Consider the following 20,312-nt stretch of genomic DNA (forward strand, 5'->3'; position numbering starts at 1 on the left):
AGCGGGGCGGTAGGAGAGGCGACCGATGGATCCGTTGAGCACCCTGTGGGAGACGTTCTTCGACGTCGACGCCATGCGTGAGGCGCTGCCCGAGATGCTGACCGTCGGGTTGCCGAACACGCTGATCCTGGCGGTCTCCGCCGCCCTGCTCGGCTCGGTGCTGGGCCTGCTGCTGGCCGTCGCCGGCATCTCCCGCAGCCGGTGGCTGCGCTGGCCGGCCCGGGTCTACACCGACGTGTTCCGGGGCCTGCCGGCCGCGGCGACGATCCTGCTGATCGGCGTCGGGCTGGCACCGCTGGGCATGCAGGTCTGGGGGCCGGACCCGTACCCGCTGGGCATCCTGGCGCTGTCGTTGATCGCGGCCGCGTACATCGGGGAGATCTTCCGCTCCGGCATCCAGTCGGTGGAGGCCGCGCAACTGGAGGGTGCCCGCGCCCTCGGTTTCTCCTGGTCCGACGCGATGCGGCTGGTGATCATCCCGCAGGGTGTCCGGCGGGTGCTGCCGGCCTGGGTGAACCAGCTCATCGCATTGATCAAGGACTCCAGCCTGGTCTACTTCCTCGGCCTGGTGGCCAGCCAGCGGGAGCTGTTCCGGATCGGGCAGGACTACGCGGCCACCACCGGCAACGAGTCCGCGCTGCTGCTGGCCGGGCTCTTCTACCTGGCCCTGACCGTGCCGCTGACGCACGTCGTCAACTGGATCGACGGGCGGCTGCGCCACGGCCGGCCGGCCACCGCGCCCGCCGACGAGGACGAGGACGACACCGACCCGGCGCTGGCCGGCGCCCCGGAAGGAGACCGGCGATGACCACCTCCGTCAGCCTGGAGGCTCGGGACGTACACCTCGCCTTCGGGCCGAACCGGGTGCTGCGCGGCGTCGACCTCACCGTGCGGCGCGGTGCGACGGCCTGCGTGATCGGGCCGTCCGGGTCGGGCAAGTCCACTCTGCTGCGTACCCTCAACCGCCTGATCGAGCCCGATCGCGGCGACGTGCTGCTGGACGGGCGCAGCGTGCTGGGCGACGACCCGGACGCGCTGCGGCAGCGGATCGGCATGGTGTTCCAGCAGTTCAACCTGTTTCCGCACATGACCGTGCTGCGCAACGTCACCCTGGCGCTGCGCCGGCTGCGCAAGCTCGGCGAGGACGAGGCGGACGCCCTCGCCCGCGCCCAGTTGGAGCTGGTGGGGCTGGCCGGCAAGGCGAACTCCCGGCCGGCCCAGCTCTCCGGCGGCCAGCAGCAGCGCGTGGCGATCGCCCGTGCGTTGGCGCTGAAGCCCGAGGTGATGCTCTTCGACGAGGCCACCTCGGCGCTCGACCCCGAGCTGGTCAAGGGGGTGCTCGCGGTGATGGCCGACCTGTCCGCCGCCGGGATGACCATGGTGGTGGTGACCCACGAGATGGGGTTCGCCCGGCGGGTCGCCGACACCGTGGCCTTCATGGACCGGGGTGTGGTCCTGGAGGCCGGCCCGCCCGAGGCGATCTTTGAGCGGGCCGAGCATCCCCGGTTGCGTCGGTTCCTCGCGCAGGTGCTCTGAGCGCGGCGGCTCAGCCGGCCTGGCGGCGCAGGTGCGCGGCGAACGCCGTCGGATCGCCGAGCAGCACGAGGATGGCGTTGCGGTAGGCGACCGACGCCCACAGGTGCAGTTCCTCGTCGTCCAGCCCGCCGAACGCCGTCGACAGGGCCTTGCGTCGCCGCCGGTCGAGCACCTTGTGCGGACGCGCCAGCAGGTCACCCTCCCGGCGCAGCGCCTGCACGTAGGCGGCCACCGCGTCCTGGTAGTGCCGACCGGCGACCCGTTCCAGCAGGGTGAACTCGAAGACGTGCAACGCCGCCTCGGACTCCCAGTAGGCGCTGTCGCGCTCCGGTGCGGCCGCGACGTGCCGGCCCATCGCGTGCCGCGCCTCGTACAGCAGCAGCACGCCCCGGCCGGTGGCGCTCAACGGGCGGCGCGGCGCCGGCAGCCGTAGCGTCCGCACCGGCGCCGCGCCGACCAGGTCCACCGCCCCGGCGTACGACGGCATCCGCTGCGAGCCCGCGCCCAGCTCCGGCACCAGGCACGCCCGTTGCGCGTAGGCCAGCGGACCGCCGGTGGGCAGCGACCGCACCGCCGCGGCGTGCAGCTCGGTCAGCGGCCGGTCGTCCGCGGCCCGATCCGGAGCGACGGTGAGGACGAGACCACCGGCGCCGGGCACCGGCACGCCCAAGACGCAGGACGTGCGCAGGAACGCCCACGTCGCCGCCGCCTCACGGACCCCGCTCGCCACGGCCTGCGCGTCGGCCCGCCAGTCCCGGGCGATGCGCAGCCGCTGCCGCAGGTCCGCCGTCGCGGCGGCGTCGTGCGGGTACAACTCGCGCAGCGCCCGGGGCAGTGCTCCGGGGCGCAGATCCAGCAGGTCGCCCGTGGGTGCGGGCACCGCGTGCCGCGCGCAGTCGGCATCGGTGTGCGGGTCACCGTCGACGGCGTGGCAGTCACCGAGCCAGCTCTCCCCCGCCGAGCCCGCCCGTCGGGCGAACGCCAGATGAGGCAGTCGGCCGGTCCGCAGCACCGTCTCGTACTGCGGGCGGGCACGCCCGGCGCGCATGACGTCCAGCGGGAGCACCGGCGCGAGCGCCAGCACCGCCTCGAGGACCACGCAGTGCGGGCAGGAGTCGCGTACGCGGTAGCGGCGCGGATGGTCGACGCCGGGCTGCTCCCACTGGACGCCGATGACGCCGTCGCCCTGCGCCATCAGGTACAGGAACTCCGTCGCGGTACGCGCACGGGTGACCGAGGTCAGCTCGTCGAGGAACTCCCGTTCGGTCACCACCCGCGGGTCGGCCTCGCTCGCCCCGGTGGTCATGGGCACCCCCTCGCGGACCGTACGCATCGACCGGCGCCGAACTGTCCCCCACCGTACCCGCCGGGGCGACGCCTGAGCGTCCCTACCCGCGCCGGCCGCTGTCACCAATCCGTCAGGCACCCGGCCGGGGCCGTACCTCCTGCCAGGTGCTCAGCCAGCTGCCCCGGATCGCGCGGGTGTTGCGCAGCACGTCGGTGGCCAGCACCACACCACCGCGCAGCAGGTGCTCGGTGACGAGCCACCGGGTCCGTCCGGCGGACGGCCCGGACATCGTGAGATCGACCCGGCGGTGCCGCCGGCATCCGGTCAGTCGCTGGGTCCGCGTCCCAGCAGCCGGATCTCCTCGTTGTCCAGAGCGGCCTGCAACTCCAGGAGCACGAGGTCGTCGATCTCGCGGTTGTCGCGAAGGCGGGTGACCTCCCGCCGTTTGTGGGCGAGGACACCGAGGCGCAGTTTGCGTTCCAACCGGCGTTCCTCGGCGGTGCGGCCGCCGGTCTCGTTGACGTCCTCCAGGTGCCGCTGGTATTCGGCCTGCAGCCGGCGTACCGACTCCTCTCCGGCACCGACCTCGGCGGCCACGTGCGGCACCGCGGCCAACCCCACCTGGGTGGCGCGCAGGCGGGCCTGCCGGGCCTCGTCGACGCGTTCGGGGTCGCCGGCCAACCCGGCCCAGCGCACCACCAGCGGCAGGGTGGTGCCCTGAAGGATCATGATCAACACGATCACGAGTGCGGTGACGAAGATGATGAGGTCGCGTTCGACCACCGGTCGACCGGCGACCGTCATCGTCGGCACGGCCAGCGCGGCGGCGAGCGACACCGCGCCTCGGAATCCGGACCAGCCGGCCACGATTCCCACCCGCCAGTTGGGCGGGCCCTGGCTCGGGTCCATGATGCGGTGCCGCCGCAGCCTCGCCACCTGCGACGTCAGGTAGACGAAGGCCAGGCGGGTGCTGAGGACGACCAGCGTGACCACCAGCACGATCAGCAGAGCCCGCCGCGGCGAGGTGCTGGTGATGCCCCGCACCGCGCGCGGTATCTGGGTGCCGAGCAGGACGAACAGCCCGCCGTTGATGAGGAACGTGGACAGGTCCCAGAACGCGTACGCCAGCACCCGGGACCGGGCGCGGATCACCCGCGGGCCGGCGTAGGCCAGCATCAGGCCGGCGACCACGACCGCCAGCACTCCGCTCGCGTGCACCGATTCGGCGAGCAGGAAGGCGCCGAACGGTGTCAGCACACTGAGCGCCCCCTCGCGCAGCGGATCGTCGAGCCGCTTGCGGATGAGCACCACGACGACGCCGACCAGCAGACCGGCGATCACGCCGCCGACACTGGCCCCGACGAACTCCTCGCCGATGCCGAGCGCCCCGGGCCTCGCGCTCTGGGTGAGCAGACCCACGGTCACCGCGAAGACCACGAGGGCGGTGCCGTCGTTGATCAGGCTCTCCGCGTGCAGGGTGGTGAGCAGCTTGCGGGGCAGTCGTTTGGCCAGACCGGTGACCGCGGCGGCGTCGGTCGGCGCGAGGACCGCGCCGAGCACCCAGGCGGCGGCGGGATTCACCCCGAACGCCTGCGCGGTGAACGACACCGTCACCATGGTGAGCACCACCAGCACCACGGCGAGCAGCCCGATCACCGGCAGGTTGGCCCGGATCTCGCGCAGGCTGATGGTGAGGCTCTCCCGGTACAGGATCGCCGGCAGGAAGATCAGCAGCACCAGGTCCGGTTCCAGGGTCAGCGCGGACAGCGGCGGCGCCAACCCGAGCAGCACCCCGAAGGAGATGAGCAGCACCGGCGGCGCGACCCGGTACCGGCCGCCGAGCGTGGTGCCGACCAGGACGGTGCCGCCCAGCACCACGATCAGGACGAGCACCTCCACGGCGTACCCCCTCGATCCCCGGCCGACGGCCGACGCGTCGGTGGTTCCATCTGACCGCAACCGGCGGACCGTTCCGAGGGAAACCGGCAAGTCGCCGGGTGGCCCGAGCGCGGGGGGGCGTGTGTGGAAGGGGCCGTCGCGGGGGCAGGGCGTCGAGATTGCCCGGATGCCTGTTGGGTCCGCAGCCGGGGGGCTACGTCCCGCCCGGTCAGTCCGCCAGGTCGGGGCGGTTCTTGGCGATCCAAGCCCGCACGGGTTTGCCATCCCAGACGCGGCCCATCTTCAACGTGGCGAGAGGGTCGGGGAAGCCCTTGCGGCCAACGATGATCGTGGCGCGCTGCTTGCTGATCCCGCCAAGCAAATCACGGATCTCATCCAACCCCAGCAGCTCCACGAGTCAACGCTATGGCCCATAGTGATTGCACCAGACAGTTTAGGGTGAGGCAACCCATAAGGGGGTTGCACGTGTACAACCCCTGTGATGGCATTGACGAATGACACGTCGGGTTACCTATGCGGAGTATCTACTCGCCGCTGCCCTGACCTTGGCTCGCCGTCATCGGCCGGTGTGGTCGTGGGTTAGGTGGCGCAACGTCTGCACGTTCGGCTGGGTGCCGTGAAGGTCGGAGACGTCGTGTTCATCGGCCCGGACTGCTCGGTGCAGTTCACGGGGCACCGGGCGCTGCTGTTGCGGGTGGGTTCCATAGGCGCGGTGGATCCCTACAACGGGTGGGTGTGGATCACGGGGTACGTCCTCGACGCGCGCGGGATGGCCACGGCCAAGCGGGAGCTGTACGTGATCAACGGCGGGGTGCGCGTCGCCCCGGAACCGACAGCGGTCAGGTTGGGTCGTCGGCGCGGACGCGGGCGGTGAGCGCGCGGGCGGCACGGCGGTGCCCGGCGGCTTCCTCGTCGCGGCCCAGCGCGGCGGCCAGATCGGCGAGGTGCGCCGCCACCGGGCCAACGGTGACCACTCCGCTGCCGGCAGCCAGTTCGCCGGCGGCCGGGCGGAGCGCGGCGGCGACGCGCTCCATCGTGGGCCGGTCGCCGATGGCCAGCGCCGCCCGAGCGGTGAGGCACAACCGCACCTCCCGCAGCAGGTCGTGCGGCCCGTCCGGCAGTGCCCGCAACGCCGCCCGGGCGGCACTGCGATCGTCGCCGGCAGCGAGCAGCAGGGGCCGGATCCAGGGTTCGTGCGGTCCCCAGTCCAGCCGCGCCCAGTCCTCGTCGTCCGGGCCGGGAATCGCCCGCCGCACGGGGACCGGCCGGGCGTCACCTGCCGGCGGGCCCTCGCTCGCGGCGTCGGTCAGGCGCAGGCCGAGCAGGGCGAGCGGGAGCAGCCCCCGGGTCAGGCCCGGCATGCCGTCGCCGGGCAGCCGGTCGGCAGCCGCCCGGTAGGCGTCGGCCGCCGCGGCCGGCTCGCCGTCCAACGCCAGCCGTAGCGCCGCGTACCACCGGGTGAAGACGCCGACCAACGGCAGCTCGTACCGGTCGGCGAGGCGGTCGGCGGCACGGGCGTGCGCGTCGGCGCCGACCCGGTCGGCCAGCGCGCAGGCGGCCTGGACCCCGATGAGGTGGCCCAGCACCTCGAAGGTCACCAGCTGGTGCCGGGCGGCCAGGTCGACCAGCTCGGCGCCGATCCGGGCCCGCTCGGCGGCCAGACCGACGCGGTGGAAGGCGTGCATGAAGCGGCCGTTCAGCGCGAAGGCCAGCAGCCCGGGGTCGCCCACGGTTCGGGCGATCGCCTCGGCCTCGTCCGCCGCACGGCGGCCCCGGTCGGTGGTGGTGCCGCGCAGCTCCAACGCGAGGGTGCTCAGCAGCCGGCTGCGCTGCGCCGAGCCGGTCGAGCCGAGGGCGGTCAGGGCGTGCTCGGCGGCTGCCACGATCCGCCCCGAGAGCACGTCGTCGTCGTTGCGCGTCCAGATCGCCGGCACGTCGAAGCCGGCCAGCACCTCGCCGATCAGGCGGGGATCGCCGACGGACTCCGCGGCGGCGATCGTCTCGGCCCGTCGCCGCCGCGCCTCGGCCAGCCGGCCCGTCACCGCCAACGCGCGTCCCAGACCCAGCAGCGCGGTCAACCGCTCGCGCGGCGCGACCCCACCGGCACGGTCGTACGCGTCGATCGTCTGCTCCCACAGGCGGGCCGCCTGGTGCGGGTTACCACTCCGTTCGGCCTGCTCGGCGGCCGTTCGGGCGTACGCCGCGGCGCGACCGGCGGCGACCGGCCCGCCGGCGAGCAGCAGGTGGTGGGCGAGCGCGGCGGGTTCGACGGGATCCCGCTGTCGCAGCACCTCGGCGACGCCCGCGTGCCAGGCGGCACGGCGCGGCGCGGACAGGTCGGCGTAGAGCGTGTCGCGGACCAGGATGTGGGTGAAGCGCAGTCGCCCGTCGGTTTCCCGCTCGGTGAGGAAGCCGGCGTGCAGGGCCCGGTCCACGGCGTCCAACACGGTCGACGGGTCGTCCGCCAGCGCGCTGAGCACCTGCGGGTCGAGGTCCCGACCGAGCACGGCCGCCTGCCGCAGCACGGTCCGGGTCGACTCGGGCAGCTGCGCCAACCGATGCCGGATCACGTCGCGCACCCCGGGCGGCACCGCCGCCAGCGCGGCCTCGCCCTCGCCCGCGTACAACTGGGCCAGCTCGCGTACGAAAAAGGGGTTGCCGCCGCTGCGGTGGTGGATCAGCTGCGCGGTGGCCATGTCCAGCTCCATCCCGGCGACGGCGGCGGCCAGCGCACCGGTCGCCGGTGCCGGGAGACCGGCGAGATACTCCCGGACCGGTTCCAGCGCGGCGGCCCGGGCCAGGGCGGCGGTCAGCGCGGGGCTGATCTCGGTGGCCCGGTAGGTGCCGAGGATCAGGACCGGCCCGCTGGTCGGTCGCGGGCCGGTGAGCAGGGCGGTCATCAGGTTCAGGGTGTCGCCGTCGGCGCGGTGCAGGTCGTCGAGGACGAGCAGCACCGGCGCTCGCTCGGCGACCGAGGAGATCAGCGAGGCGACCGCCCGGTGCCGGCGGAACCGCGCGCGCGTGGGGTCGTCGGACCCGTCGGCGGCCTCCGGGTCGGCCGAGGCGCCAGCCGGCCCGGTCAGCGCCTCGGTGACCTGCGTCCAGGGCCAGGCCGCCGGGGCGCCCTCGTACTCCGGGCTGCGTCCCCACGCCGTGACCCAGCCCTCGGCGGCCAGCCGCCGCGTCAGCGTCTCGGCCAGCGCGGTCTTGCCGGCGCCCGGGTCGCCGCTGAGCAGGGCGAGCGCGGGCTGCCGGCGATCGGCTGCGGTGTCGGCGGCCCGCCGCAGCCGGTTCAGCTCCGCGTCCCGGCCGACGAACGGCCGCTTTCGCGCCGACGCGGCGGCCCGAGCGTCGGCCGCGACGGGTCGAGGCTCGGCCGCGACGGGCCGAGCGTCGGCCGCAACGGGTCGAGGCTCGGCCACGGCGACGGGCGGGCTGAGGTGGGGCGCCTGGGCCAGGATGTCGGCCTCCAGCCGCCGCAGCTCGGGCCCCGGGTCCACCCCCAACTCGGTCACCAGGGCCTCCCGGGCCTCGCGCAGCGCGGCCAGCGCGTCGCCCTGCCGGCCGGCGCGGTAGCGGGCCACCGCGAGCAGCCGCCAGGCGTCCTCCCGCAGCGGATGGGCGGCGAGGTGGGCCGGCAGGTCGGTGGCGGCCTCGTCCGGGCGACCCAACGCCAACAGTGCCTCCGCCCGCCGCTCGACGGCGAGCATCCGCAGCTCATCGAGTCGGTTGATCTCCGCGAGGGCCCACGTCTCGTTCGCGCAGTCGGCGTACGCCGGACCGCGCCAGAGCCCGAGCGCCGCGTCCAGTGCGGCCAGGGCCGGGGCGGGACGTCCCGCCGCCAGCAGCGGGCCGGTGTCGGCGACGGCCGACGCGAACCGATCGGCGTCCACCGCCCCCGGGGCGGTCCGCAGCACGTAGCCGGGTGCCTCGGTGAGCAGGATCCGGGGCGGCTGCCGGGGCGGCCGGTCCGGCTCCAGTGCCCGCCGCAGGTCCGCGACGAAGGTGCGGATCGCGCCCACCGCGCCGTCCGGCGCGACGTCCCACAGGTCGTCAACGAGACGATCCACCGGCACCACCCGACCGTGGGCGATCAGCAGCCGGGCCAGCACGAGGCGCTGCCGGTGCCCCCGGAGCGGGACCGGCCCACCGTCGGTGTCGGCGGTCACCGGCCCGAGCACGCCGAAGGTCACCGGCAGCGATGCCCCCGGCTGCCTGGTCATGGCACCAATCTAGGCGGGTGGGCCGGCCGGCACTGATTCGACGCTGACCGTCCGCTGATCACCACGGGGCAGGCTCGACGGGTACGACGGCGACGGGTTACCGCCCGGCCGGCCCTGCTCACCAGGAAGGTTCCCCGTGGACCCCAGGATCAACGGATTCGACTACCGGCGCGTCACCGTCGCCGACGGTGTGACGCTCACCGCCGCCGTGGGCGGTTCCGGACCGGCGATCGTGCTGCTGCACGGCTTTCCGCAGACGCACCTGATGTGGCGGCACGTCGCGGCCGACCTGGCCGCCGACCACACGGTCATCTGCCCCGACCTGCGGGGCTACGGCGACAGCGACAAGCCCGTCGACGGCGACGGCACCGCGTACGCGAAGCGGACCATGGCCGCCGACGTGGTGGCGCTGGCCGCGGCGCTCGGCCACGAACGGTTCGCGCTGGCCGGGCACGACCGGGGTGCCCTGGTCGCGTTCCGCGCCGGTCTCGACCATCCGGAGGCGATCAGCCATCTCGCACTGCTCGACGTGCTGCCCACCCTGGACATGTGGGACGTGCTGCACGGCACCAGCGCCGCGGTCGCCTTTCACCTGTACCTGATGGCGCAGCCGCCCGGCCTGCCCGAGGAGATGATCGGTGCCAGTCCGGACGCGTTCTTCGGTCATTTCCTGGACGTCTGGACCCGTGATCCGGAGGCCCTGCCGGCGGATGTGCGGGCCGCGTACCTGCGCGCGTCCCGCGACGCGGTCACCTCGATCGTCGCCGACTACCGGGCGTCCGCCGGGGTCGACGTCGCCCACGACGCCGCCGACCGGGCCGCCGTCCGTCGGCTGACGATGCCGGTCGCGGTGTTGCAGCAGGACTGGGGGGCGGCGCTCGGCTACGACGCGGCCGGGGTCTGGCGGGCCTGGGCTCCGGACCTGGCGCACCAGACGGTCACCTGTGGGCACTTCATGGCCGAGGAGGCACCGGCCGAGGTGGTCCGGGCGCTGCGCGCCCTGCTCGCCCGCTGATCGACCGGTGGCCCGGCCACACCACTGATGACCGTGAGTAATAAAGCTGACACTAGTCGTCAGGGTGATCCGGTATGGCCGGGCCGCCGCGCTCCGTCCGGGCGGCCCGCCCCCGCAACGCCCAACAAAGGCCCTGACCTGCTGGTATGTGACGTTACACCAGGTGGACGACAACCGGTCATCGGTGATACACAGGCAGATAGCGACATGCCAACGGCGGCGAGTCGGTCACCTCCTCGACCATCGACCGATCACCCGCAACGCCGCCGACGGGCTCCGCCGCAGGACCGCACACCCGGTCACGACTCTCCACACGGCACCGGCCCCATCGGCCGCTGGCGGACGACGGTCCTCGACCAGGGAGTTGCCGTGATTAATATCCGAGTCCGGGCCAAGTACCAGCCGTTCGAGGTGGCCGCGCTGGTCACCACGCCCATCTGCGGCATCCTGCTGCTCGTGCTCGACGTCCGGCCGCCGTCGGTGCAGATGTCGATGCCCGAACCCATCCAGGTCGGTTGGGAGGTCGCCCTGATCGTGGTCGGTCTCGGCGGGCTGCTCGGCATCCTGTGGCCGGGCCAGCTCTCCACCGGCCTGGGCGTCGAACTCGCGTCCGTCCTGGTGCTCGGCACCATCACCGGCATGTACGCGGTCGCGTTGGTGGCGGTCGCGGGCCCGCAGGGCGTCGTCGCCGCGTCGCTGATCGCCGCGGTGCCGGCCGGGTCCTTCTGGCGGGCCGCCCAGATCGCCATCGACCTGCGCTGCCTGGCCAAGGGCCACCAGTGCGCGACTCATCGACGGGTCGTGGGAGGGGTGACATGATCACCGCACCGGCGCCCGAGGCCCCGCACTGGGTACAGCTGCTGCTCAGCCTGCTCGGCATCCTCGGAGGCACCACCGGTCTGGCCGCCATCGCCACCGTGCTGTCGCAGCGGGGCAAGTTCAAGGCCGACGCCGCCGACACCCTGACCGAGGCCGCCCTGACCCTGGTCCAACCGCTGCAGACGCGGATCACCGAGTTGGAGGGCGAGGCGCTGCACGCCCGATCGGAGCTGGGGACGCTGCGGGAGCAGGTCAACCAGTTGCAGTTCGTCGTCCGGGTGCTGACCCGGACGCTCGACCGCTGGCGTACCGCGGTGCACGCCCCCGACGCCACCCTGCGCAAGGTCCGCGCGGTGGTCGCGGATTCCGAGCGCCTGTCGGAGGACCGGTGACGGTCGCCCGGATCCGTCGACGGCTCAGACGCCATTCGCCGCACGGAGCCGTTGCACGAGTTCGTGTACCGCCGCCCGGAACTCGGGGTCCGACTCGCCCGGGTGGTGACCGCGTACCGGCGACGACAGATCCCGTGGGTCTCGTAGCCGCCGGTCGACCTGGCCGGCCGGGTCGCCGGCGTCCGGCGGCGGATCGCCGGGCCGGTGGGCGAAGAAGATCCAGCCGCCGACCGGATCGGTGTCGCGCCACAGGTTGAGCCACCGCCACCCGACCCGGTCCCCCACCTGACGCAGCACCTCCTCGGTGATGTACGCCGGGAAGAGTCGGGCGTACAGGCGGTCCACCGGTGACCCGTAGGTGAGCAGGGCGACCCGCGCACGCACCTGCGGCGGCAGCCGCAGCACCGCGAGAGCCAGCAACGCCGAGCCGTGGCTGTGCCCGGACAGCAGCACCCCGTCGTGCCGCTCGGCCAGGTGGGTGATCCGGTCGGCCAGCTCCGGCACCGCGCGGTCGGCGTAGCTCGGGGGTGCGAACGGGTGGGCGGCCCGGGGCCAGAAGGTGCCCAGGTCCCACAGGATGCCGACGTGCCGGCGGAACCACGCCGTCCGGTAGGCGAACACACCGCCCGACAGCAGTGCGAGGAGCACCGCGGCGACGAGGTAGGTGCCGCCGGTGAGCGTCATCTCGAGGGTGCCGGCCGGCAGTCCGAGAAGCTGCCACACCGGCTCATCGGGTCCGCGCCCGGTCAGTCCGAGCAGGCTCGTGGCCAGTCCGATCAGCGCGAGCGCCGCGTACGCGGCGGCCAGCAGGCCCAGCCACTCGGTGAACCGGGCCCGGGTGATGGCCCGCACCGCCCGCCGTAGCCGCCCGGCCGCTTCCGGCGGAGCGGCCGGGAAGTCGCGGGCGATGATCGCCGCCGCCGCACGGCATCGGCGGGGCCGCGACCGGAGGGTCAGCGCGCCGCACAGCAGCACCGCCGCGACCACGTGCAGGAAGAAGGCGAGAAGCGTCCAGCGGTACGGCAGGGGTGGCCCACCGTCACCGCGGTAACCGCCGAGCAGGTCGCCCGTCTGGTAGACCAGGCCGGCGGAGAGCGCGCCGGCCAGGCCGACCGCGATGGCCGCGACGACCGCCGCGGCCAGCCCCTGCGGCAGCACGTACCGGCTGCCGCCACGACCGTGCTGCCACAGCACCAACCCGCTGAGTGCCACCAGCAGGGCCATCTGGCCGAGCAGCGCCCCACCGGCGACCCCGTCGTAGCCGGGCAGCCCGGTCGACGACGGCCAGCCCTCCTGGTCCAGCGCCACGGTGACGAGGGTCGCCACGCTCAGGCCGGCCGCCACCACGCCCGTCGCGCGGGCGGTCCAGGTGGCCGCCCGCGCGGTCGCCGCCCGGTCGATCAGCCCCGGGGCGGCGAGCAGGCCGACGCAGGCCAGCAGCACCGCCGCGCTGAGCGTCAGCAGCAGCGTCGTCCAGAACGTCGCGCCGCCGGCGCGACGGGCCGTGAGCAGCAGGAGATCGAGTACGGCGAGAGCGGCGGCGACGTGGATCGCCCGCAGCCGCACCACCAGCGGCTCCACGGCCCACAGCGGGTTGCCGACCGGACGGGAGCGGCGGGTGCCGAGCAGCCGGAGGAACGCGACGGCGGCGATCGGCACCAGCGCCAGTACGGCCAGCCGCTGCCCGACGTGCCGGCCGTCGAGCCCGACCATCGTGTCGAAGGGCGCCCGGCAGCGGGCCGTGCCGAGACACCGCCGCACGGTGACGCCGGTGGCGCTGCGGCGGCCCGCCGGCCGCATCCACACCGCCACGTTGCTGAGCATGAACGGCGTCAGGAAGACCATGGCGACGGTCCGGGCCACGGTGCCGGCGGGCAGATCCCCCCAGCGGTACGCCTCGAGCGTCACCCCGTCCGCGTCGGTGCTGTCCGATCCCTCCGGGCGGTGGAAGCCACCGCTGTCGTCGCCGGCGACCTGCCGGACCCGTGTCCGGTCGAGGACGACCGCCGGCTGCGCCCCCGACACGCCGTGCACCCGCAACTCCACCACGTCGTGCCGTCGTGGTGGGTCGCCGTGGCGCGGTGTCCGTGACGGCATCCGGGACGGCTACCCCTGCCGCCACCGACCGGGCTCGCCGCTCGCCCCGGTCGGCCGAACGAACCGCCACAGTCCGGGCATCGCGTCGACCAGGACGACCAGCAGCAACACCCCGGCGACGACGGCGCTGTTGGCGAGCTGCGAAAGCCTCTCGGTCGCCAGTCCGGACACGATGATGGCCGGCACACCGACCAGGCGCGCCCAGGGCAGGCTTGCGTCCACCACCGCCGAGAGCAGGACCCGGGCGGTCAGGAACAGCGCCGGGCCGAGGACACCCACGGCCAACTGTGTGACGTCGCGTCCGCCCGGATTCTCGATCGTCATCTCCATGGCGACGGAGGTGGCGAGCACACCGGCAATCATGACGAGGTGCAGGTAGCCGGCCAGGAGCGCCAGCTTGCTGCCGGGCGGTCCAGCCGCCACGATCGCCGCGCCCAGCCGCGAGCCGGCGGGCACCAGGTAGAGCCGGGCGAGGGCCACCGCGGTCACGAACGCCAGGGCGAAGGCCGCCGTGCTCTCCCGGTCCATTCCGGAGTCGCCATAGGCGACGCCGGAGATCAGGATCAGCTCACCCAGCGCGATGATGAAGATCTGCTGGTAGCGCTCGGAGAGGTGTTCGCCGTTCACCTGAAGGTCGGGCCAGGAGCTGCGCCCGAGCCGCGGAAACGGCCAGCGCAGCCGAGCCAGGGAGTACTCCAGCAGCAGAGCGAGGGCCCAGAGCACCCCCCGGACCGGGGCGACGAACGCCCCGACCACCCAGAGCGCGCCGGAGATCGCGAACCAGACCGCCACCCGCAGGCTCCGTAGCTGCAGCGGGTGCCCCCGCAGGGCGGGGATCAGGATCGCTCCCCTACCCAGGTGGATGGCCACGTAGGCGATGCCGAACACCGTGGCGTGCGAGTCGAACGCGGTGGGCACGGCCGCGGCCATCAGCAGGCCGCCGAACATCACCCAGAGCAGGAGTACGACGATCAGCGGGGCGCGCGGGTCGAACCAGTCCGCCGACCAGGCGGTGACGAACCACACCCACCAGAGCGCCGCCAGCATCACCAGCACCTGGAAGCCGCCGTTGAGGCTGGGGTCGTCGAGCAGCGCCCGGGACAGCCGGGTCAGCGCGAAGATGAACGCCAGGTCGAAGAACAGCTCCAGGAACGATGTCCGGCGCGGGTTCTCCCGCCGCTGGAGCAGCCGTGCGGGGAGCCCGTTCGCCATCGCCCCCCTTCCCGGACGTCACCTGCCGCCCCAGTCGTACCATCCGGGCGGCGCGGCCCGGGCGGGTTCCGCCGAGCCCGGCCACGCTCGCGCGGCCCGCTGTCAGCCCGCGATCAGGTCCGCCGCCACGCTCCAGAGCCGTTCGGCGTTGCCGGGATCGACCGCGTACGCCGCCACACCGCTGTAGTCGGCGGGCCGCTCGGTCACCACCGGGGCCTCGGCGCAGTCCTCGAAGTAGCGGCCACCCACGCCCGCAAGCAGTGGGGACGCGGCGAGCAGCACCGAGGTGGCGGCACCCTGCTGCGGGGTCTTCTGCCGCTCCTTCGGGGTACGCAGCCCGCCGGTGTGCTTCTGCAGCCCGGTGGCGATGGCGCCTGGGTTCAACGCGTTGGCGTGGATGCCCTCGCCGGACCAGCGGCGGGTGGCCTCGACGGCGAGCAACGCCTCGGCGCTCTTGGACTGCCCGTACGCCAGCAGCGGGTCGTACGGCCGGAACGCGAAGTGCAGGTCGTCGAAGATCACCGGGGAGAAGAGGTTGCCGCTGGAGCTGACCGACACGACCCGGGCGCCACCGGCGGCGGCGAGCGCGTCGTGCAGGCCGACGGTCAACGCGTAGTGCCCCATGAAGTTGGTGGCGAACTGCATCTCCCAACCCTCGGCGGTCCGCTCCAGCTCGGGCAGCGCCATGATCCCGGCGTTGTTCACCAGGATGTGCAGCGGCTGGTCCCAGGCGGCGACGAATCGGCGTACCGAATCCTGGCTGGCCAGGTCCAGTTCGCGGACGGTGACCCGGTCCGCGCCGATGCCGGCCGCGATGTCGGACGCGGCCTGCTCGCCCGCGCTGATCCGGCGTACCGCGAGCACCACCTCGGCACCGGCGGCGGCCAACGAACGGGCGGTCTCGACGCCGATACCGGCGGCGCCTCCGGTGATGACGGCCCGCTTGCCGCTCAGGTCGACTCCGGCGAGGACCTCGTCGGCGGTCGAGGCGAAACCGAACGGGGTCGCGATTCGCTCAGGCATCTCAGTCCCATCTTCCGATCACGCTTACGCCAATCACTCTCGCCCGAGTGGCGGCCGATATCCGGGTTCCTGGTTTTCCTGGTACTGGCAGGACCAGGATGGGCGGCCGGTGGCCGCTCCTACGATGAGCGGGTGAGCACGGCCGGGCCGCTCGGCGAGTACCTGCGTGCCCGGCGCGAGCTGATCGGGCCGGGCGACGTCGGGCTGCCCCCGCACGGCCGTCGGCGGGTGCCCGGCCTGCGGCGCGAGGAGTTGGCCCTGCTGGCCGGCATCAGCGCCGACTACTACCTGCGGCTGGAGCAGGGGCGGGACCGGCGCCCGTCGACGCAGGTGCTCGACGCGCTGGCCCGGGCGTTGCGGCTCGACGCGGAGGCCACGGCGCACCTGCACCGCCTCGGCCGGCAGCCGTCGTCGCGCCGTCCGACGCGACGGCCGGAACGCGTGCCGGTGGGCATCCGACAGTTGGTCGGCTCCTGGACGCAGCAACCCGCCTTCGTGCACGGCCGGCACCTGGACGTCCTCTTCGCCAACCCGCTGGCGACCGCGCTGGCGCCGATCTACGCGGTCGGGGTGAACCTGCTGCGCGCCGTGTTCCTGGATCCGAGCGTGCCGTCGCTCTACCCGGCCTCGGAGGCGGTCGCGGCCAACGCCGTGGCCGGCCTGCGCGCGCAGGTCGGGGCCGAGGTGGACGACCCCCGGCTCACCGAGCTGGTCGAGGAGTTGTCCGCCGGCAGCGAACGGTTCCGGCGGTTGTGGGCCCGGCACGACGTGGTCGCCCGCGCCGGTGGCGGGACACGGGTGTTCCACCACCCCCGGGTGGGTGAGCTGGAGCTGCGCTACGAGAAGCTCACGATCAACGGCACGACCCAGTCGCTGGTCGTCTACCACGCCGAACCGGGAAGCCCGTCCGCCCGCTCGCTGGCCCGGCTCGGTGCCGGCCGGACAGCCGTCCCGGCACCGGAATCGGGCCGGTGACGCGGACCGGCGTTCGACTATCCGCTGGTCGCCCGCTCCGCGACCACCACCGAGATCCCGTCGAGGACGCGTTGCAGGCCGAACTCGAAGGCGTACTCCGGCCCGTACGCGGCGCCGTGCTGCTGCCCGGCCGCCGTGCCGACCCGGGAGGCGGTCGGGTAGCTGTCGGGCGTCAGGAACGTCTCCAGCCAGGGCGCGTGCGACTGCCACCACTGGCCGTCGGTCATGCCGGTCTCCCGCTCCAGGTCGACCACCTCGGACGCGGCGCGCGCGGAACTCTTCACGTGCCCGAGGACGAGGGTGAGCACCGCGTCCATCTCGACGTCGGTGAGCCCGATGTCGGCGACCGCGCCGAGCTCGTAGTCGTACTTGGCCACCAGGTGCGGCCCGAGCACCGGACGGGTCGTCTCGGCCCGCAGCATCCACCGGTGACGCTGGTAGAGCGCCAGATTGTCGCGGGCGATCCGCTCCAGCCGTACCCGCCAGTCCCCCTCGACGACGGGACGCGGCATCTCGCCGTACACGGTGTCGATCATGACGTCGACGAGTTCGGCCTTGCCCGGCACGTAGGTGTAGACCGACATCGTGCCCACACCCAGCGCCTCACCGACCCGGCGCATGGTCAGCGCGTCGAGGCCCTCGGCGTCAGCGACGTCGATCGCGGCGCGGACGATCCGCTCGACGCTGAGCCCCTGCCCGGCACTGCGGCTGGTCGGCTCCCGGGTGCGCCACAGGATGGCCAGGCTGCGGGCCGGGTCCGCGGTCGCCTTGCGCTCACTCGCCATGGTGCGGCCATCCTACCAACGCGGGCGTACGACGTACGCCGCGCGCCGGCCGGGCCCCCCGGTCACTCGGTCGGCGGGGCGAGCGACCGCAGCCAGCGGTAACCGGCCCCGAGCGTGGCCGCGAAGGCGATCACCACGGCGTACGACCAGGCGTCCGTGCCGGCGGTCAGGTCACCGAAGCGGTGCGCGAGGAAGCCGACGAAGGTGGCCATGCCCAGCCCCGTCACCGCGGCGACCGCCCGCAGATCGGCCACCACCGCCGCGTACGCCCCGGCGGCGACGGACATGACCAGCGTCCGGGCCGGCAACTCCGCCGGGGCGAAGAGCACGCCCGCGAGCAGCGCGGCGCCGATCATCACCGCCCATCCGATCGCCACGCTCACCCCGGTGGGCGTCGGCTCCCCGACCACCGCGGTCCTCTGCTCCCGATCGACCACCACAGCACGCCTCCGGCGAGGGCGACGGCCCGTACCTCGGACCCGCCGACGGCCATACCAACGCGGGGACGCCGGCTCCGGCGAGGGTTTTCACGCGTCCACTACGCCGATCGACGCGATTGTGACGCCACGTTCACGCACCCGGGTGGGGTCAGAGCCCCTCGCGGTCGTCGGACAGCGCCGGGCCGGCGGCAGCGGGCACCAGGTGCCGCACCTCGGGTTCGCCGTCGGTGCACTCCCGGGCCCGTTCCTCGGCGGCGCGGTCCTCGCCGGTGAGCCGGCCGCCGTGCTGGCGCAGGTGCTCGTCCCAGGACGGCACCAGGTACACCTCGACGAACCGGTCCGTGGTCTCGGCCGGGCGGAACAGGCCCCAGCGCATCGCGCCGGTCCGCTGACGGGCGCCGCGGACCAGGTCCATGGCCGCCAGGAACGACTGTGTGCGCTCCGGTCGGACGGTGTACTGCACCGTCACCAGCACCGGCCCCACCCCCGGGTCCGGTTCGTGCGCCAGGTGCAGTTGCGGCCAGTAGGCGGCCGGTTCCCGGTTCACCGACCGCAGGTCCGGCAGCGGCCAGATCCGGCTCGTCACGGTGCCGATCAGCATCACCCCGGCCGCCGCGAGGTACGCGAGGACCAGCCCGGCCATGTCGGCCGCCAGACCCCACAGCAGGGCGCCGACGGCCTGCCCACCGGCGAAGCACACCTGGTAGACGGCCAGACCCCGGGCGCGTACCCAGGTCGGGAGGAAGAGCTGCATCTCGGCGTTGACGTTGGCCAGCACGGTCACCCAGGCCATCCCGGCGGGCAGCAGCGCGAGGAGCACCAGCGGCACCGCCCGCACGGTGCCGACCACGGTCAGCGCGACGGTGAACACCGCGCCGGCGGCCAGCAGGAGCTGGTTGGCCGACAGCCGGGTACGGATCACGGCCAGCAGCACGCCACCCGCGATGGCCCCCACCCCGAGGGCGGCCAGCAGCAGCCCGTACCCGCCGGAACCCAGCCCCAGCCGGCGATTCGCCACCAGTGGCAGCAGTGCCCACAGCGCGCTGGCCGGGATCACGAAGACCAGCGCCCGGCGCAGCAACCGACGCACGGTCGGCGAGTGCCGGACGTAGCGGGAACCGGCGCGCAGCGCGGCGGTGAACCGTTCGGGCACGTCGACCGCGCGGGCGTTGGCGGGCCGCCAACGCCACAGCGCGTACGTGAAGATCCCGAACGCGACGGCGTTGAGCGCGAAGACCGGGGCGACACCGGTACGGGCGATCAGCACACCGGCCACCGCCGGCCCGACGGCACGGGCCACGTTCACGCTGATCGAACCGAGTGCCGAGGCCGACCGGAGCTGCTCCTGGGGCACCAGCTCCGGGATCACCGCCGCCCAGGCCGGCAGGGTGAGCGCCTGACCGACGCCGAACGCGAAGGTGAGGGTGAGCAGCAGCGCCGGCGGCATCCGGTTGGTCAGGGTGAGCAGCGTCAACGCGACCGCCACCGCCACCAGGAACAGCTGCACGGCGATCAGCAGGTGCCGGCGGTCGAAACTGTCGGCGAGCACCCCGGCGGGCAGCGCCAGCAGCAGCACCGGCAGCAGACTGGCGGTCTGGACCAGCGCGACCAGCGTGGAGGCGTTGGAATGGTGGATCAGCAGCCACTGCGCGCCGACCGTCTGCATCCAGGTGCCGATGTTGGCGGCGAGCAGGGCCAGCCACAGGTTGCGGTAGACCGCGGTCCGCAGCGGTGCCCAGGCGGAGGCCGGACGGTCGGCGGGTCCGGCTGCGGCCGTCACCACCGCCCGTCCGCGCGCAGCACGCGCTCGCCGGAGACGTAGAGGTCGTCGGGTTCGAGCAGCAGCAGCCGGACGACCTCGGTGGCGACCTGCTCCGGCAGGGCGTACACCTCGTCGAGGAATTCGGCGCCGACCCGTTCCTGCAGGCGGGTCGGCATCGGCCCGGGATGCAGCTGCATCACCTTGACCTGGTTGCTGTGCTGGGCCTCGGCCACCGAGTCGACGAGGCTGCTGCCGTAGCTCTTGGTGGCCCGGTACAACGGGATGCCCGGCCGGGGCGCGGCCAGCGCCATCGCGCCGATGTACACGACGTTGCCGTGGCCCTGCCGGTGCATCTGCTCCAGCGCTTCCCGCAGCAGGTACGTGACGCCCAGAACGTTGATCTCCACGGCCCGCCGGATGTGCTCCACCGGGAGGTCCATCAGGTCGCCGCCCGCCCACATCGACGCGCAGGCCGCCACCCCGTCGATCGTGCCGTGGCGTCCCACCACCTCGGCGAACCCGTCGCGGACCTGCTCGTACGAGGAAATGTCGCAGACCGCCCCGTCACAGCCCAGCTGGTCGGTCGTCGCGGCGACCTCGGCCGGCACGTTGCCGAAGACCACCACCCGGTGCTCGTCCACCAGCAGCCGGGCCACCGCGAGGCCGAGCCCGCTGGTACCGCCGACCACCACGAAGGTTCTGGCACCCATGTCTCTCCCGCCGCCGCGAGCACACCTCACGCCGGACGCGTGATGGCGCGTCGTTCCCGTTTACGTGCCCTCCACACCTGTTGGGCCGGTAGTGCTGGGCCTACCCCAAGAGTGGATCTGGACGGCTGGGGTGGCC

19 protein-coding genes are annotated in these 20,312 nt (G+C 73.6%); 7 read left to right on the forward strand and 12 right to left on the reverse strand.

Annotated features, from left to right (window positions below):
* The first annotated feature begins 25 nt into the window (after window positions 1–25).
* Together O7620_RS13895 and O7620_RS13900 are read left to right on the forward strand one after the other, a co-directional pair.
* On the forward strand, window positions 26–808 hold the full coding sequence (locus O7620_RS13895) for an amino acid ABC transporter permease (RefSeq protein ID WP_151488779.1): 783 nt from the start codon (window positions 26–28) through the stop codon (window positions 806–808).
* Window positions 805–1,536: an amino acid ABC transporter ATP-binding protein gene (locus tag O7620_RS13900; protein ID WP_151488780.1), complete on the forward strand. Its 732-nt coding sequence runs from the start codon at window positions 805–807 to the stop codon at window positions 1,534–1,536. Before O7620_RS13895 ends, O7620_RS13900 begins: the two co-directional genes overlap by 4 nt.
* Window positions 1,537–1,546: 10 nt before the next feature.
* Here O7620_RS13900 and O7620_RS13905 read toward each other — a convergent pair whose 3' ends face one another.
* From O7620_RS13905 to O7620_RS13920, 4 genes are all read right to left on the reverse strand, one after another.
* Window positions 1,547–2,842: a hypothetical protein gene (locus tag O7620_RS13905; protein WP_278123341.1), complete on the reverse strand. Its 1,296-nt coding sequence runs from the start codon at window positions 2,840–2,842 to the stop codon at window positions 1,547–1,549.
* Between the two features lie 112 nt (window positions 2,843–2,954).
* Entirely contained in the window at window positions 2,955–3,113 is a 159-nt protein-coding gene (locus O7620_RS13910; protein WP_278123342.1) for a hypothetical protein, read from the reverse strand.
* A 35-nt stretch (window positions 3,114–3,148) separates the two neighbouring features.
* Window positions 3,149–4,723, reverse strand: coding sequence for a Na+/H+ antiporter (locus O7620_RS13915; protein ID WP_278123343.1), 1,575 nt, complete (start codon window positions 4,721–4,723; stop codon window positions 3,149–3,151).
* A 208-nt stretch (window positions 4,724–4,931) separates the two neighbouring features.
* Window positions 4,932–5,117: a hypothetical protein gene (locus tag O7620_RS13920; protein ID WP_278123344.1), complete on the reverse strand. Its 186-nt coding sequence runs from the start codon at window positions 5,115–5,117 to the stop codon at window positions 4,932–4,934.
* A gap of 222 nt (window positions 5,118–5,339) precedes the next feature.
* Between O7620_RS13920 and O7620_RS13925 the strand changes: the two genes are divergently transcribed.
* Complete coding sequence (locus tag O7620_RS13925) at window positions 5,340–5,597, forward strand: hypothetical protein (RefSeq protein ID WP_278123345.1); 258 nt, start codon at window positions 5,340–5,342, stop codon at window positions 5,595–5,597.
* Here O7620_RS13925 and O7620_RS13930 read toward each other — a convergent pair.
* Window positions 5,563–8,946, reverse strand: coding sequence for a BTAD domain-containing putative transcriptional regulator (locus O7620_RS13930; protein ID WP_278123346.1), 3,384 nt, complete (start codon window positions 8,944–8,946; stop codon window positions 5,563–5,565). The two genes, O7620_RS13925 and O7620_RS13930, sit on opposite strands and share 35 nt — an antisense overlap.
* A gap of 136 nt (window positions 8,947–9,082) precedes the next feature.
* Between O7620_RS13930 and O7620_RS13935 the strand changes: the two genes are divergently transcribed.
* From O7620_RS13935 to O7620_RS13945, 3 genes are all read left to right on the forward strand, one after another.
* Window positions 9,083–9,961 (forward strand): alpha/beta fold hydrolase, encoded by an 879-nt coding sequence (locus O7620_RS13935; RefSeq protein ID WP_278123347.1) that lies wholly within the window; start codon window positions 9,083–9,085, stop codon window positions 9,959–9,961.
* Window positions 9,962–10,330: 369 nt separating this feature from the next.
* Window positions 10,331–10,780 (forward strand): hypothetical protein, encoded by a 450-nt coding sequence (locus O7620_RS13940; RefSeq protein WP_278123348.1) that lies wholly within the window; start codon window positions 10,331–10,333, stop codon window positions 10,778–10,780.
* Window positions 10,777–11,172, forward strand: coding sequence for a hypothetical protein (locus O7620_RS13945; RefSeq protein WP_278123349.1), 396 nt, complete (start codon window positions 10,777–10,779; stop codon window positions 11,170–11,172). The genes O7620_RS13940 and O7620_RS13945 overlap by 4 nt, the downstream gene beginning before the upstream one ends.
* Window positions 11,173–11,196: 24 nt before the next feature.
* Here the strand turns inward: O7620_RS13945 and O7620_RS13950 are convergent, their stop codons facing one another.
* The 3 genes from O7620_RS13950 to O7620_RS13960 form a co-directional block, all read right to left on the reverse strand.
* Window positions 11,197–13,269 carry a hypothetical protein gene (locus O7620_RS13950; protein ID WP_278123350.1) on the reverse strand — a complete coding sequence of 691 codons (2,073 nt, stop codon included), beginning with the start codon at window positions 13,267–13,269 and terminating at the stop codon, window positions 11,197–11,199.
* A gap of 9 nt (window positions 13,270–13,278) precedes the next feature.
* Window positions 13,279–14,481 carry a low temperature requirement protein A gene (locus tag O7620_RS13955; RefSeq protein ID WP_278123351.1) on the reverse strand — a complete coding sequence of 401 codons (1,203 nt, stop codon included), beginning with the start codon at window positions 14,479–14,481 and terminating at the stop codon, window positions 13,279–13,281.
* Window positions 14,482–14,583: 102 nt separating this feature from the next.
* Window positions 14,584–15,504, reverse strand: a complete 921-nt coding sequence (locus tag O7620_RS13960) for an SDR family NAD(P)-dependent oxidoreductase (protein ID WP_278123352.1) — start codon at window positions 15,502–15,504, stop codon at window positions 14,584–14,586.
* Between the two features lie 132 nt (window positions 15,505–15,636).
* On the opposite strand from O7620_RS13960, the gene O7620_RS13965 reads away from it, so the two are divergent.
* Window positions 15,637–16,479 carry a helix-turn-helix transcriptional regulator gene (locus O7620_RS13965; RefSeq protein ID WP_278123353.1) on the forward strand — a complete coding sequence of 281 codons (843 nt, stop codon included), beginning with the start codon at window positions 15,637–15,639 and terminating at the stop codon, window positions 16,477–16,479.
* 17 nt (window positions 16,480–16,496) lie between these two features.
* Here O7620_RS13965 and O7620_RS13970 read toward each other — a convergent pair whose 3' ends face one another.
* The 4 genes from O7620_RS13970 to O7620_RS13985 form a co-directional block, all read right to left on the reverse strand.
* Window positions 16,497–17,264 carry a TetR/AcrR family transcriptional regulator gene (locus O7620_RS13970; protein WP_278123354.1) on the reverse strand — a complete coding sequence of 256 codons (768 nt, stop codon included), beginning with the start codon at window positions 17,262–17,264 and terminating at the stop codon, window positions 16,497–16,499.
* Between the two features lie 62 nt (window positions 17,265–17,326).
* Window positions 17,327–17,701, reverse strand: coding sequence for a hypothetical protein (locus O7620_RS13975; protein WP_225854199.1), 375 nt, complete (start codon window positions 17,699–17,701; stop codon window positions 17,327–17,329).
* A 151-nt stretch (window positions 17,702–17,852) separates the two neighbouring features.
* Entirely contained in the window at window positions 17,853–19,484 is a 1,632-nt protein-coding gene (locus O7620_RS13980) for an MFS transporter (protein ID WP_347403764.1), read from the reverse strand.
* Window positions 19,481–20,176 (reverse strand): SDR family oxidoreductase, encoded by a 696-nt coding sequence (locus O7620_RS13985; RefSeq protein ID WP_278123356.1) that lies wholly within the window; start codon window positions 20,174–20,176, stop codon window positions 19,481–19,483. Before O7620_RS13985 ends, O7620_RS13980 begins: the two co-directional genes overlap by 4 nt.
* Between the last annotated feature and the right edge of the window lie 136 nt (window positions 20,177–20,312).

Origin of the sequence: Micromonospora sp. WMMD710 (assembly GCF_029626045.1) — a bacterium.
Lineage (GTDB): Bacteria > Actinomycetota > Actinomycetes > Mycobacteriales > Micromonosporaceae > Micromonospora.